Raw genomic sequence first — 12,789 nt, forward strand, 5'->3', positions numbered from 1 at the left:
GTGCATTTTTTCGGCTTCACTGGAAGGGATTCCCCATGCGTAAACTGATCATCGCCTCCGCCGCCATTGCCCTGGCCGGCTCGCTCGCCGCCTGCGGCGAATCGGCTGCCGACAAGCAAGCCGAAGTCCAGGCCGACGCCCTGGAGCAGCAAGCTGCGGCCGCTCCGACCGAAGCCCAGGAAACTGCCCTGAACGCTGAAGCCGACCGCATCGAGCAACAGGCCGGTAACGCCGATGGCGGCATGACCACCGCCAACACGCCGAACACCTCGCCTTCGGCTCCAGAAGCCCCGGCCCACTAAGCCGATCGGCACGGGGTGTCATGAACCCCGACTAGCCTTCAGAAGACTACGGAGCCCCCGTCGCGAAAGCGGCGGGGGTTTTCGCTATGTCTTCTTCGGCGGCATCGGGATGAAGGCGCTCGTCCGGCGGATGTAGTCGGCGTATTTGGGCCGAGACTTTCCGATAGCCTTCTCGGTGATGCCGATCCCCGACCAGCGGGTCAGGGTGAAGGTCAGGAAGATCGGCCCGACCACCGAGGCGATCCCGACCCAGCCGGTCTCGGCCGCGATCAGCCACAGCCCCCACCAGACGCAGGCGTCGCCGAAATAGTTGGGGTGGCGGGTGTAGCGCCACAGGCCCGTGTCCAGCACCTTGCCCTTGTTTTTCGGATCCTTGCGGAAGGCGGCCAGCTGGGCGTCACCGACGCTCTCGAAACCGATTCCGACCACGACGACGAGGGCCCCGATCCAGCCGAGCCAGCCGATCGGCCCGTGTTCGACCTGGCCCAGTTGCACCGGCAGGGAGGTCAGCCACCCCAGAAACGCCTGGGGCAGGAAGACGAACAGCAGGGCGGTCTTGCCGAAGCTCCAGCCGTGCTCCCTCTCCTGGGTCTCGACGATCTCGGCGTAGCGGCCGTCGACGCCGTTCGCGCGCCACCGGCGCAGCAGGTGCCAGGCCAGGCGGACGGCCCAGACGGCGCAGAGCCAGAGCAGCAGGAATTTTCGGGTCTGATCGCCATCGGTGCGGGGGAAGGTGATCAGGGCCAGGAGCAGCATCCCCAAGGGCCAGACGCCGTCGATGAAGCTGACATCCTTCAGCCGCAGCGCCAGTCCCCACAGGGCCAGCATCGTCACGGCGAGCAGGGCGAGGTTGAGGCCCAGCAGGGCGGCGAGTTCAGGCAGGGTCATGCGACAGAAACGCTAGCATGACCTGCACGGATGCGTCCTGTACCTTGGGGGCCGTCAGTCGACGCACAGGGTCGGGCCGGCGCGGCCGTTCTCGACCGGGGTGTTGCAACCGAACGGCAGGTCATTTGGCGCGCAGACGCCGGTGACCGCTCCCTCGCGCGGACCCGCGGTCTCGGCGCGGCAGTCGCCGAGGCAGTCGTCACCGTCGCGGCAGACCTTGCCCGCGTCCGGGAAGGGCACGACGCAGCGCGAGGTCTGCAACCGGCCGACGCGCATGATCTCCCCGCCCCGCGCGGCGCAGGCCGCCCCCGCGGTCTGGGTCGGGGCGGCGGCATCCGGGGCCTGTTCAGCCATCGGCGAGCAGGCTGCGGACAACATTGCGAGGGCGACGATCAGGATGCGCATGAATAGTCCTTGCTTACTTGGAGACGTCGCCCCTGGCGAAGCCGGTCCAGACGTCGTCGTAGTCGAGCTGCATCGTCGGCGTGGTTTGCGCCCATTCCGTGGTGCGGATCGGGAAACGGGTCTCGAACATTAAGGCCAGGGTATTGTCCAGCCTGTGCGGCTTGAGGTCGGCCGAGACCGCCTTTTCGTAGCTTGCCTGATCCGGGCCGTGGCCGCTCATGCAGTTGTGCAGCGAGGCGCCGCCGGGGGCAAAGCCGCCCTCCTTGGCGTCATAGGCGCCGGTCACCAGACCCATGAACTCGCTCATGACGTTGCGGTGGAACCACGGCGGACGGAAGGTGTCCTCGGCCACCATCCAGCGCGGCGGGAAGATGACGAAGTCGCAGTTGGCCGTGCCGACCGTGTCCGATGGCGACGTCAGGACGGTGAAGATCGAGGGGTCCGGGTGGTCGAAGCTGACCGTCCCGATGGTGTTGAATCGGGCCGTGTCCCAGCGGTAGGGCGCGTTGTTGCCATGCCAGGCGACCACGTCGAGCGGCGAGTGATCGAAGGTCGTGACCCACAGGCGGCCGGCATATTTCTGCACGCATTCCGTAGGGCGGGTGACGTCCTCGAAGGCCGCGACCGGGGTCTCGAAATCGCGCGGATTGGCCAGGCCGTTCGAGCCGATGGGGCCCAGGTCCGGCAGGCGGAACGGCGCGCCGTAGTTCTCGCAGACATAGCCGCGGATGGGGCCGCTGCACTCGACGCGGAAGCGAACGCCTCGCGGGATGACGACGATATGGCCGGCGCTGGCCTCGATCCGTCCGAACTCGGTGACGAAGGCGTGGTCGCCCTCCTGCGGCACGATCAGCAGCTCGCCGTCGGCGTCGTAGAAGACGCGGTCCGTCATCGACCGGTTGGCGGCGTAGAGGTGGATGCCGACGCCGACCTGGGCCTCCGCATCGCCATTGCCGCCATAGGTGACCAGACCCTCGACCCAGTCGGTCGGCGTGGTCGGCAGGGGCAGAGGGTCCCATCGCATGCGGTTCGGGCTGGGCGGGGCGTCGTGGAAGGGGCCGGAGCGGACGCGACCCCGATCGAACGGCTGATAGGCCGGATGCTGGGCCGAAGGGCGCAGGCGATAGAGCCAGCTGCGGCGGTTCTCGGCGCGCGGGGCGGTGAAGGCCGTGCCGCTGAGTTGCTCGGCATAGAGCCCCATCGGCGTCTTCTGTGGCGAGTTCCGGCCGATCGGCAGGGCGCCGGGGACGGCCTCGGTGGCGAAGTGGTTGCCGAAACCGGTCAGATAGGTCGCGCTGTTCAGCGTCATGCGGAGTCTCCCTTGGCGGGAGGTTTAGCGGGGGTGGTTCAGCGCGTCACCCTCTCCCGGCGGGAGAGGGCTTGAGCGCACGACGGCTTGCCGGCGTCCTTGCGTGAAAGGGTGAGGGGCGTGCCCTCACCGGTTAGCGCCAGCCCCTCACCCTTTCGGCCAAGACGCATCGCTATCGCTCTGCGGGCCTCAAGCCCTCTCCCGCCGGGAGAGGGAGGGTTTAGTATCCCCCAGCCCGCGCCAGCTTCTCGGCGTGGAAGCCGGCGTCGCCGAGCAGTTCGTTCAGCACCCGCACCCGCTTCATATAGAGGCCGACATCGTACGCCTCGGTCATGCCGACGCCGCCGTGCATCTGGACCGCTTCCTGGACCGCCAGCTCCGCAACGCGGCCGGCCTTGGCCTTGGCGATGGAGACGGCGAGGTAGGCTTTCGGCGCGCCGGCGTCGAGGCGCTGCAGGGCGCCGAGGACGGCGGCCTTGGCCAGCTCCAGCTCGGTGAACAGGTGGGCGGCGCGGTGTTGCAGGGCCTGGAACTCGCCGATCAGCTTGCCGAACTGTTTGCGGGTCTTGAGGTATTCGACCGTGGTCAGGAAGGCCTGGTCGCCAGCGCCGGTCAGGCAGGCTGCGGCGCAGGCACGGCCAAGGTTCAGTGCGCCCTCGAGGGCCGCCTCGCCCGCATCGACGTCGCCGATGACGGCGTCAGAGTCGACGTGGACGTCGGTCAGGGTGATGCGGGCGGCGTTGTGGGCGTCGACCATGACAGTGCGCTCGATCTCGACGCCAGAGGTCTTCGGATCGACGAGGAACAGGGTCAGGCCGGCGTCGGTCCTGGCCGCCACGATCAGGGCGTCGGCGATGTGGCCGTCGAGGACGAAGCCCTTGGCGCCGTTGAGCTTGAAGCCGTTGCCGCTGCGTTCGGCCGTGGTGGCGATCCGCGACGGCTGGTGTTTCGGCCCCTCATCGAGAGCCAGTGACAGAATGGCCTCTCCGGCCGCGATCTTCGGTAGCCAGGCGGATTGCTGATCGGCGGAAGCCGCGTCGATCAGGATGCGGGCGGCCAGGATCGACGAGCCGAAGAAGGGCGAAGGCGTCAGGGTGCGGCCCAGACCCTCGGCCACGATGCCCGCCTCGACCGCGCCGAGGCCGGAGCCGCCGTGTTCCTCGGGGATGATGACGCCGGCGAATCCCATCTCGCCGAACGCCTTCCACAGGTCGCGCGACACGCCATCAGCATCTTTCGTGTCCCGCAGTTTGCGGAAGTGGGCGATGGGCGCGTTTTCGCTGAGGAAGCCGTCGGCGGCGTCCTTCAGCATGGTCTGCTCTTCAGTCAGGATCAGGGGCATGGGCTCAGGCTCCCGGCAGCTGAAGCAGGTGTTTGGCGATGATGTTCAGCTGCACCTCGGAGGTGCCGCCTTCGATCGAATTGGCCTTGGTGCGCAGCCAGTCGCGGGCCGGCGTGCCCTTGTGCGAGCGCTCGCTTTCCCACTCCAGGGCGTCCGAGCCGCCGGCGGCCATGGCCAGCTCGTGGCGGCGCTTGTTCAGCTCCGAGCCATAGTATTTCAGCATCGAGGCGATGGCCGGAGAGACCTGTTTGGCCTTCACCTGATCGCCGACCCGCTCCATCGACAGGCGGAAGGCGGCGGCGTCGATCTCCAGCTCGGCGATCTTCGTGCGCAGCATCGGTTCGTCGAGACGACCCGCATCGTCGAGGCCGATGGAATCCGTCGCGACCTGGCTGATCGGACGACCCATGTCGCCGACGGCGCCGATCATCGTCCGCTCGTGCGCAAGCAGGGCCTTGGCCACGTCCCAGCCGCGGTTGAGCGTCCCGATCAGGTTTTCCTTCTCGACGCGGACGTCGTCGAAGAAGGTCTCGCAGAAGGCGGACTTTCCCGAGATCAGCTCGATCGGCCGTGTCGTCACCCCGGGCGTGGCCATGTCGAACAGGACGAAGGAGATGCCGAGGTGTTTCGGTGCCTCAGGGTCGGTGCGGATCAGGCAGAAGATCCAGTCGGCCTTGTCGGCGTAGGAGGTCCAGATCTTCTGGCCGTTGATGATCCAGTGGTCGCCCCTGTCCTCGGCACGGGTCTGGACGGCGGCCAGGTCGGAACCGGCGCCGGGTTCGGAATAGCCCTGGCACCAGCGAATCTCGCCACGCACGATCTCGGGCAGGAAGCGTTTCTTCTGTTCCTCGGTTCCGAACTGCAGCAGCGCCGGGCCCAGCATCCAGATGCCGAAGGACGACAGGGGCATCTGGGCGTCGATGCGGCGCATCTCCGAGGCGAGGACCTTGGCCTGTTCCCGGTCAAGACCGCCGCCGCCGTACTCGGTCGGCCATTGGGGCGCGGTCCAGCCGCGCGCGGCCATGGCGTCCATCCAGCGCTTGTGGGCCGGGGTCTTGAAGGTCGCGTTGCGGCCGCCCCAGACGCGGTCCTCGTCATTGTCGAGCGGACCGCGGCATTCCGCCGGGCAGTTCGCCTCGAGCCAGGCGCGCGTCTCCGCGCGGAAGGTTTCCAGATCGGCCATGGTTCGCTCCCTGACGCCTGTGCCTGCGCCTCAGACGGACAGGTTAGCAGCGATCAGTCTGGAGAAGCCACCGTGACGCCGCGTCAGCTTCGAGCGTTTTGTCTCCTCCCTGTCGCGGCTTCGCGATGGGGAGGTGGATGCTAGCTCTTGCGAGCAGACGGAGGGGCTCCAGACGGCGGCAAGAACCCCTCCGTCTCTCCGCTTCGCTCCGAGCCACCTCCCCATCGCTGCGCGACAGGGAGGAGACGCCGGGCGTCACTTCGTCGGCAGGAAGGGCGAGAAGGTGATGACGGTGAAGGTGTCGCGGATGTGGGGGCGGGTCTGGACCGACTTCGTGACGAAGGTGCCGATGTCCATCTCCCGGGGCAGCTGGAACTTGGCCAGGAGGTCGTACTGGCCCGAGGTGGAATAGACCTCCGAGACATATTCAACATTGTCGACCATGTCGGCGGCGACGTCATTGGCGTGGCCCAGCTCGCATTTGATGAAGACGAAGATGGCGGTCATCATGGTCGTGGGCTCCGGTGTTCGGGGGCTTGAGTAGCGGATGCGCACGTGAGCGATAAGCCCCCCCAATCAGACTTGGATCTCGAAGCCGGATACAACAACCGGGCCGCCGTGCCCGATCACCCCGTCGTCATGGCCCGGTGGAAGGCGGATGCGGAGGCGGCGCGCGTGCTCCATCCGCCGACCGCCCTGTCCTACGGCCCCGGCAAGCGTGAGGCCATGGACCTGTTCGAGGCCGGGCCGGACGCGCCGGTCGCGGTCTTCATCCATGGCGGATACTGGCAGGCGCTGGATCGATCGTGGTTCAGCTGGATCGCGCCGGCGATTCTGAAGCATGGCGTCAGCCTGGCCGTGCCGTCCTATGACCTGTGCCCCGATGTGCGGCTGGGGCGGATCATCGGCGAGATTCGGGATGCGGTGGCGCTGATCCGCACACGGACCGGCAGGCGGCCGGTGGTGTTCGGCCATTCCGCCGGCGGGCATCTGGCGGCCTGCATGCTGTCGGAGGGACGGGCTTCGGCGGCCGTCGCGATCTCGGGCCTGTTCGATCTGGAGCCGCTGATCCCGACCTCGCTCAACGAGGCGCTGCGGTTGGACGCGCGCGAGGCGGCCGCCCTGTCGCCGGTTCACTGGCCGGTCCCGAACGGATCGACGCCGGGCGGGACGGTTCTGGATTGCGTCGTCGGGGCGGACGAAACGAGCGAGTTCGTGCGCCAGTCGCGGGACATGGCGGACGACTGGGGCGGCAAGGGAGTGGAGGCGCGGTTCGAGGCCCTGCCGGGCCTGAATCACTTTACCGTCCTGGACCCGCTGGGCGACCCGGAGAGCGGGCTGGTGAAGCGGATCGTGGAGCTAGCGAAAGCCTGAAGCCCCTCGCAATCGCGGCAAAGCGTCGCCACTATAGGGGCTCGGGGCACGGGACGGATCATGGCGGAACCGACGGGAATGGGTCTGGGCCACGCGGTGGCGCTGCTGGCGGCGGCGGTCGTCGCCGTGCCCCTGTTCAAGCGGTTCGGCCTGGGCGCCGTGCTGGGCTATCTGGCGGCCGGTCTGATCCTGGGACCGTCGGCCCTGGGCGTCGTGCGTGAGCCAGAGACCATGCTGCATGTGGCCGAGATCGGCATCGTGCTGTTCCTGTTCATCATCGGGCTGGAGATGCGCCCGGCGCGGCTGTGGAGCCTGAGGCGGGAAATCTTCGGCCTCGGCGCCGTGCAGGTGATGACCTGCGCCGTCCTTCTGACCGGGGCCGCCCTGCTGGCGGGTCTGCCCTGGTATGCAGCGGTGATCGCCGGTTTCGGCTTCGCCCTGTCGTCCACGGCCATCGTCATGCAGTTGCTTGACGAGCGGAACGAGAAATCCGGACCGGCGGGCCAGCGGGTCGTGTCGGTGCTGCTGTTCGAGGACATCTCCATCGTGCCGCTGCTGGCGATCGTCGCCGCCCTGGCCGCGACCTACGGGACGGCCGTGGAGGCCGCGAGGCCGGTCTGGATCACCATCGGGTCAGCGGTCGCGGCCGTGGCCGGGGTCTATGTCGCGGGGCGCTGGCTGGTGAACCCGCTGTTCCGCCTTCTGGCGCGCTACGGCGGGCGCGAGGTCATGACAATGGGCGCGCTGGTCGTGGTGCTGGGCTCCGCCTTTGCCGTCAGTCTGGGCGGACTATCCATGGCCATGGGCGCCTTTCTGGCCGGCGTGCTGCTGTCGGAATCGACGTTCCGGCACCAGTTGGAGGCCGATGTGGAGCCGTTCCGCGGCATCCTGCTCGGCCTGTTCTTCCTGGCCATCGGCATGTCGCTGGACCTCGCCGTGGTCGTGCGCGACTGGGCCTGGGTGCTGGGCGGGGTCGTAGCCTTCTCGGCGCTGAAGATGATCGGCGTCTATGCCGTCGCCCGGCTGAAACAGAGCCACGGCGAAGGGCTGTTGCGCGCCGCCCTGATGGGCGAGGGCGGGGAGTTCGCCTTCGTCCTGTATGCGACGGCGGGGGCGGCCGGCCTGTTCGATCCGCGCACGGCGGCGATCCTGTCGGCGATGGTCATTCTGTCGATGGCCCTGACACCGCTTCGGCTGTTTATCGCCGACAGGCTGAGACCGGACGAGGCGCTGGATCCGGACACGGCGGATGGCGTGGACCGGGCCGCGAACCTGCGCGAGCGGGTGTTGATCATCGGTTTCGGCCGGTTCGCCCAGGTCGTGGCGCAGCCACTGCTGGCCCGCGACGTCGATGTCTCGATCATCGACATGGATGTGGAGATGATCCAGGCCGCCGGAAAGTTCGGTTTCAAGGTCTATTACGGTGACGGCTCGCGCCTGGACGTGCTGCGCGCGTCGGGCGCCGAGGGGGCCGAGACCATCCTGGTCTGCGTCGACAAGCCTGAGGCGGCGGACCGGATCGTGGAACTGGTCAAGGCCGAGTTCCCGCTGACCAAATTGTTCGTGCGCGCCTATGATCGGGGTCATTCGATCCGGCTGATCAACGCGGGCGTGGAGTTCCATATCCGCGAGACCTTCGAAAGCGCTCTCGCGTTCGGCGAGCATGTTTTGAAGGACCTCGGCTTCTCCGAGGACGAGGCGCGCGAGACCATCGAGGACGTGCGTCGTCGCGACGAGGAGAGGCTGGTGCTGCAGGTCTCGGGCGGGCTGCAGGCCGGCCGCAATCTGTGGCGCAACAATACGACGACGCCGCAGCCGGAGCCCTACGTCAAGCCGCGGCGCGAGGCCCAGGCCCTGAACGAGGACGCCGCCGAGGTCATGACCGCCGAGGAGCGAGAGCGGCAACAGGAAGAGGCCTGAGGTCGCCGGCCGAACCCGCGCGATGTTCTGTGGGCTCTAGGGTCGCGTGACGATCCAGTCGTCACCGTCGCGACGGGCGGTCCAGGGCACACCTTCCCAGTCGAGGAAGTTCAGGATCGCGTCGGGATGGGCCGACCCCGCGCCGAAGGGCGAATGGTCGAACCGGCGTGCATCGGCGTCCCACCTCGCACGCCAGCAGCCTCCGTCCCAGGTTTGATAATAAATGACGGTGTCTTCGTGCCCCGCATCGGCGTCTCTAGCCGTATGCAGAAACCGTTCGCCGTCGAGACGCGCCCGCCACAGCGAGCCGTCACAGGTGATATAGGGAATTTCCGTGACTACGCGTTCCTGCGTCGCCGCGGGCTCGCTCGCGGCCCCCGCGATCAGACCCAGCGCCACCCCGACTCCCGCCTGAAACACACGCATGGTTTCCCTCCGGACTGCTCAAGCCTAGCCGTTTGGGCCGCGGGAGTCAGCCCCTGCTGCGGCGCCCCGGCAACAGTCGGGACGACAAACACAACGCTCCGCGAAGGCGAGGAACAGCTTGACCACATCACCATTGTCCTCCGTGAAAGAGGATTGCCGATGCCGACGAAGAAGCCGAACAAGCCCGACCTGAGACTCGTCGTCGAATCCGAGGTCTATGACCTCATGCGCGCCCCCGAAAGCACCAGCGAGCGGGTCAGGCGCCTACAGATGGAAGCACGCGCCCTGGCCATTGAGCAGGTCGAGGCGCTGGAAAAAATCCTGAACGACGCGGCGACCCTGGCCGACGAGATCGCCAAGGGCGGCGACGCCTATCCGGTCGGGGCAAGGGAAATCGCGTCGCGCCTGGCCGAGGACCTGCCGGCCAAGGCCCAGACCATCAAGGCGATCGTGTCGCGCCTGCCGTGACGCCGTCACGGGCGTAAAGCCTCTGCCGCAGGCGCTTCGCGAGGCGGAACACCAGAACCGCCAGGACGATCAGCACCACCGGAACGAGGATCGGGGCCAGGAAGGCCAGGATCACCGTGCAGAAGGCCAGCACGTCCTCGATCAGGGACAGGACCGGATTGCCGACGCCGCCGGTCGTCGCGGTGGAGGTCAGGCGGGCTCCTCCCTGGGCGGCGTTGAAGGCGAAGGCGGTCGGGGCGCCGACGATGACCCCGGCGATGGCGGCCGTGGTCGGGTCGAGGCCGGCGAACACACTGCCCGCCGCGACCGCTCCGGCGACCGGTCTGGTGAAGGCGCCCAGTACGTTGAGGCCGTGATCGACGACGGGGATCTTGTCGCCCGCGAACTCGACGACCGCAGCGACGCCAAGCGCCGCAATGGCGGGCCAGTCCGCCAGCCAGTCCATCTGGTCGTTCAACTGGATGCCGAACAGGCCGAACCGCGCGGCGAGGGCCAGCATCAGCAGCGGCAGGAAGGTGCGCAGCCCGGTCGCCGAAGCGAGGCCGAGCCCCAGCAGGGCAGGCAGGACCCAGGTCTGGAGCGGACCGGCAGCGGCGCCGAGCCCTTGCTGAACGGCTTGAAGGTCGATGCTGTCCATCCTGCTCCTGCCGGTCCGTTGCCGGGCGAATGACGTAGCGCCCCGAAAGGTTTAGCCGATCACGTCGGCGTAGTCCCGATGCCGCCTGAACCAGGCGACCGCATAGCTGCACACCGGCGTCAGTCTATGGTTCCCGGCGCGGGCGTGGTCGGCGAGGCTCTGCATGAATTTGCCCGCTGCGCCGGAGCCGCGCAGTTCGTCCTCGGCCTCGACGTGAAGGATGGCGCGACGGTTCCCCTGAACCGAATAATCGGCCCAGACGCGACGGGTTTCGCCGTCGGCGTCGGTAAAGCCCTGTTCGTACCGTTGCTCGGCCACGACGTCGCAGAACTCGGTCATGAGTATCCCCTCGGCACGGCAGTCAAACCCCCTGGGTCGACGCACCGTTCCGTATGGTCACGCCTGATCAGGCGGGCTTGTCCGACATCAGGTTCACGACGCCGAGAATGCTCTTCACCGTGAACCAGATGCTGAGCAGGAACCACAGGGCACCGAACAGCAGCAGGAACGGGATGCCGATCAGGATGATCGACGCCGCCATGCTGATCGCGATCAGCACCCACAGGGCGATGGTCCACCAGAAGACCGACCAGAACAGCGCGATCTGGGCCTCGATATGCTGGCGCGGGAGACCGGTGGCGGAGCCGCGCGCGGCGTAGGCGACGACCAAGCCGACCAGGACCAGCACATTGGCCGACGGAATCGACAGGATGTAGAGGCCCCAGGCGATCAGGGCGGCGGGCTTGCCCTCGGCCTCGTGGCCGGGCTCGAGCCGAGGTTGCGACGCGTCGGACATGGGGACTCTCCTAGAACAGCCAGGCGCGCGGTCGCTCGATCGGACGGCCCGCCTTGAGTTTCAGAACGCCGCCGGCCCCGCGAAGGATCAACCACACCGCCAGGACGAACAGGACGAAGACGCCCAGGCCCACAGCGATCAGGATGGCGCCGAGCAGGGCGACGACGGCGCCGGCCCACAGGGTGCGCTGCTGGAACATGAAATGGCTGGCGGCCACTTCGCCTTGCGGACCTGCACGGCCGGTGACGGCCAGCAGAGCGATCAGGGCCGAGACGCCCAGGGTCGGCACGGCGAACAGGATCAGGGCATAGACGGCATAGATGCCCATGGCGCCGTCGATCGGCGCGGGCTCTTGGCGGCGACTCGCAAAAACGCCGACGGGTTGTTCGGGCATCGGCGTCTCGCGGGCCCATTGCGGCATCGGTTCCGCCGTGATCGGCGGACTCGGGATCGGCTTCGGCGCGGCGATCTCGGGAACCGGGGCGTCCACCGGGCCGGGCTTCGCGACGAAAAGCTCGGGCTCGGGAGCCGGCGCTTCAGATTCAGGCTCGACCGGGTGCGGCGCGGGCGCGCGCATCTGACCCTCCAGCGCGGCGGGCGAGGCAAAACCGATCAGGTCGTCGTCATGCAGCTCCGGATCAGAGGTCTGGGGCGCATTGGGATCGCCGGGCTCGGCCATCGGGGTCCTCGCGTTCATGGTCAGGACAATGGCGGGGCCGCCGGTCGGAGGCAAGCCGAACCGCGCGTAACCTTACCCCTTCAGGTCGTTGATCGACAGATCCGCCCGATCGATCCAGCTTCCGGCGGCCCAGGCGCGTTCGGCGGCGCTCAGGTGCTCGCCGATGATGATGGCGTTGGTCGGAGTCTCTTCCAGGGTGAGTTCCACGCAGCGGTAGGGGGAGCCGTCGTCGGCCAGGATGGCGTCCAGCTTGCGACGCAGGGCGACCGCAAAGGCCTCGGTCGTCGGATCGCCGTCGAACACCATCAGGCGGGCGACCCGCTGAGGCTCATTCGCCTGGAACCAGGCCAGCATGGGATCGGCGCCGTTCAGCTGGAAGGCGTGATCCACGGCCTTGTCGATGAAGCCGTGCCAGCGCCCCTTCAGCGTTTCGAACGAAGTGACGAAGTTCGAGGCGCCGAAATCCATCTCCGCCTCCGTGGCCAGGACGACGTGGACGAACTCGTTGTGGCCATGCGGCACCGCGCACCGCGACGCGGGGTCGGAGAGCAGGCGGTGGGCCATCGAGAAACGGCGGGTGAAACGAACCTGGGGCATTGCGCGGCGACATGTCGTGCCGAAAGCCGGCAAAGGCAAGGCTGGAGCCGAATCAGCAGCCCCCTTGTCCTTCGGACGAGACCCTTCAGCGTCTGTACGTCAGTTCGCACCCGGCCCCGTCGGCGGCCTCCAGTGCGTCCGGCTTGTCGATCCGCACGGTCACGCCGAGCACCCGGGCATCCTCCAGACAGTGCAGGGCCAGCCGCTCGGCGAAGGTCTCGACCAGGCCAACGTGGCCCTCGGCGATGATGCGGCGGGCGGAGGCGGCGACGGTTTCGTAGTTGATGGTGTCGGAAAGGCCGTGGACCTCGGCGGGGCCAAGATCGAGGGTCACGTCGATGACCAGGGTCTGCAGCCGGCCGTGCTCGTGGTCGTAGACACCGATACCGGCCTCGACCCGCAGGCCCTTGACGAAAACGGTCAGGTTGGCGCGCCGGGCGGCCGAAAGGGGTTGGATCACGGC

Annotated in this window: 17 protein-coding genes; 4 read left to right on the forward strand and 13 right to left on the reverse strand. The window is 67.8% G+C overall.

Features of this window, described 5'->3' with window-relative positions; genetic code table 11:
- The first annotated feature begins 35 nt into the window (after positions 1-35).
- Positions 36-302 carry a hypothetical protein gene (locus tag ACP7AU_RS02840; protein ID WP_426037261.1) on the forward strand — a complete coding sequence of 89 codons (267 nt, stop codon included), beginning with the start codon at positions 36-38 and terminating at the stop codon, positions 300-302.
- Between the two features lie 84 nt (positions 303-386).
- Here the strand turns inward: ACP7AU_RS02840 and ACP7AU_RS02845 are convergent, their stop codons facing one another.
- From ACP7AU_RS02845 to ACP7AU_RS02870, 6 genes are all read right to left on the reverse strand, one after another.
- Entirely contained in the window at positions 387-1,190 is an 804-nt protein-coding gene (locus tag ACP7AU_RS02845) for a DUF1295 domain-containing protein (protein WP_426037259.1), read from the reverse strand.
- Between the two features lie 54 nt (positions 1,191-1,244).
- Positions 1,245-1,595 (reverse strand): hypothetical protein, encoded by a 351-nt coding sequence (locus ACP7AU_RS02850; protein WP_426037257.1) that lies wholly within the window; start codon positions 1,593-1,595, stop codon positions 1,245-1,247.
- A 13-nt stretch (positions 1,596-1,608) separates the two neighbouring features.
- Positions 1,609-2,904 carry a homogentisate 1,2-dioxygenase gene (gene hmgA, locus ACP7AU_RS02855; protein WP_426037255.1) on the reverse strand — a complete coding sequence of 432 codons (1,296 nt, stop codon included), beginning with the start codon at positions 2,902-2,904 and terminating at the stop codon, positions 1,609-1,611.
- A gap of 220 nt (positions 2,905-3,124) precedes the next feature.
- Positions 3,125-4,246, reverse strand: coding sequence for an acyl-CoA dehydrogenase family protein (locus ACP7AU_RS02860; protein ID WP_426050481.1), 1,122 nt, complete (start codon positions 4,244-4,246; stop codon positions 3,125-3,127).
- Positions 4,247-4,250: 4 nt separating this feature from the next.
- Complete coding sequence (locus ACP7AU_RS02865) at positions 4,251-5,429, reverse strand: acyl-CoA dehydrogenase family protein (protein ID WP_426037251.1); 1,179 nt, start codon at positions 5,427-5,429, stop codon at positions 4,251-4,253.
- A gap of 255 nt (positions 5,430-5,684) precedes the next feature.
- The gene (locus ACP7AU_RS02870) at positions 5,685-5,939 is read right to left on the reverse strand and encodes an Lrp/AsnC family transcriptional regulator (RefSeq protein WP_303694133.1); all 255 of its coding nucleotides are present in this window, start codon (positions 5,937-5,939) and stop codon (positions 5,685-5,687) included.
- A gap of 45 nt (positions 5,940-5,984) precedes the next feature.
- Between ACP7AU_RS02870 and ACP7AU_RS02875 the strand changes: the two genes are divergently transcribed.
- Positions 5,985-6,803 (forward strand): alpha/beta hydrolase, encoded by an 819-nt coding sequence (locus ACP7AU_RS02875; protein ID WP_426050482.1) that lies wholly within the window; start codon positions 5,985-5,987, stop codon positions 6,801-6,803.
- 60 nt (positions 6,804-6,863) lie between these two features.
- Positions 6,864-8,723: a monovalent cation:proton antiporter-2 (CPA2) family protein gene (locus ACP7AU_RS02880; protein WP_426037247.1), complete on the forward strand. Its 1,860-nt coding sequence runs from the start codon at positions 6,864-6,866 to the stop codon at positions 8,721-8,723.
- 36 nt (positions 8,724-8,759) lie between these two features.
- Here ACP7AU_RS02880 and ACP7AU_RS02885 read toward each other — a convergent pair whose 3' ends face one another.
- Positions 8,760-9,149, reverse strand: a complete 390-nt coding sequence (locus tag ACP7AU_RS02885; protein ID WP_426037245.1) for a hypothetical protein — start codon at positions 9,147-9,149, stop codon at positions 8,760-8,762.
- Positions 9,150-9,308: 159 nt separating this feature from the next.
- On the opposite strand from ACP7AU_RS02885, the gene ACP7AU_RS02890 reads away from it, so the two are divergent.
- Complete coding sequence (locus ACP7AU_RS02890) at positions 9,309-9,617, forward strand: hypothetical protein (protein WP_426037243.1); 309 nt, start codon at positions 9,309-9,311, stop codon at positions 9,615-9,617.
- Here ACP7AU_RS02890 and ACP7AU_RS02895 read toward each other — a convergent pair.
- The 6 genes from ACP7AU_RS02895 to folB all read right to left on the reverse strand — a co-directional run bounded on the left by ACP7AU_RS02895 (position 9,589) and on the right by folB (position 12,786).
- On the reverse strand, positions 9,589-10,254 hold the full coding sequence (locus tag ACP7AU_RS02895) for a DUF4126 domain-containing protein (RefSeq protein ID WP_426037241.1): 666 nt from the start codon (positions 10,252-10,254) through the stop codon (positions 9,589-9,591). The genes ACP7AU_RS02890 and ACP7AU_RS02895 overlap by 29 nt on opposite strands.
- A gap of 51 nt (positions 10,255-10,305) precedes the next feature.
- Positions 10,306-10,593, reverse strand: a complete 288-nt coding sequence (locus ACP7AU_RS02900; RefSeq protein ID WP_426037239.1) for a GNAT family N-acetyltransferase — start codon at positions 10,591-10,593, stop codon at positions 10,306-10,308.
- 67 nt (positions 10,594-10,660) lie between these two features.
- Positions 10,661-11,050 carry a hypothetical protein gene (locus ACP7AU_RS02905; RefSeq protein ID WP_426037237.1) on the reverse strand — a complete coding sequence of 130 codons (390 nt, stop codon included), beginning with the start codon at positions 11,048-11,050 and terminating at the stop codon, positions 10,661-10,663.
- 10 nt (positions 11,051-11,060) lie between these two features.
- Complete coding sequence (locus tag ACP7AU_RS02910; RefSeq protein WP_426037235.1) at positions 11,061-11,729, reverse strand: hypothetical protein; 669 nt, start codon at positions 11,727-11,729, stop codon at positions 11,061-11,063.
- A 72-nt stretch (positions 11,730-11,801) separates the two neighbouring features.
- Positions 11,802-12,326 (reverse strand): 6-pyruvoyl trahydropterin synthase family protein, encoded by a 525-nt coding sequence (locus tag ACP7AU_RS02915; protein WP_426037233.1) that lies wholly within the window; start codon positions 12,324-12,326, stop codon positions 11,802-11,804.
- Between the two features lie 85 nt (positions 12,327-12,411).
- On the reverse strand, positions 12,412-12,786 hold the full coding sequence (folB, locus tag ACP7AU_RS02920; protein ID WP_426037231.1) for a dihydroneopterin aldolase: 375 nt from the start codon (positions 12,784-12,786) through the stop codon (positions 12,412-12,414).
- Positions 12,787-12,789 lie beyond the last annotated feature (3 nt).

The sequence above is a fragment of the Brevundimonas sp. SL161 genome (genome assembly GCF_049896985.1).
GTDB lineage: Bacteria > Pseudomonadota > Alphaproteobacteria > Caulobacterales > Caulobacteraceae > Brevundimonas.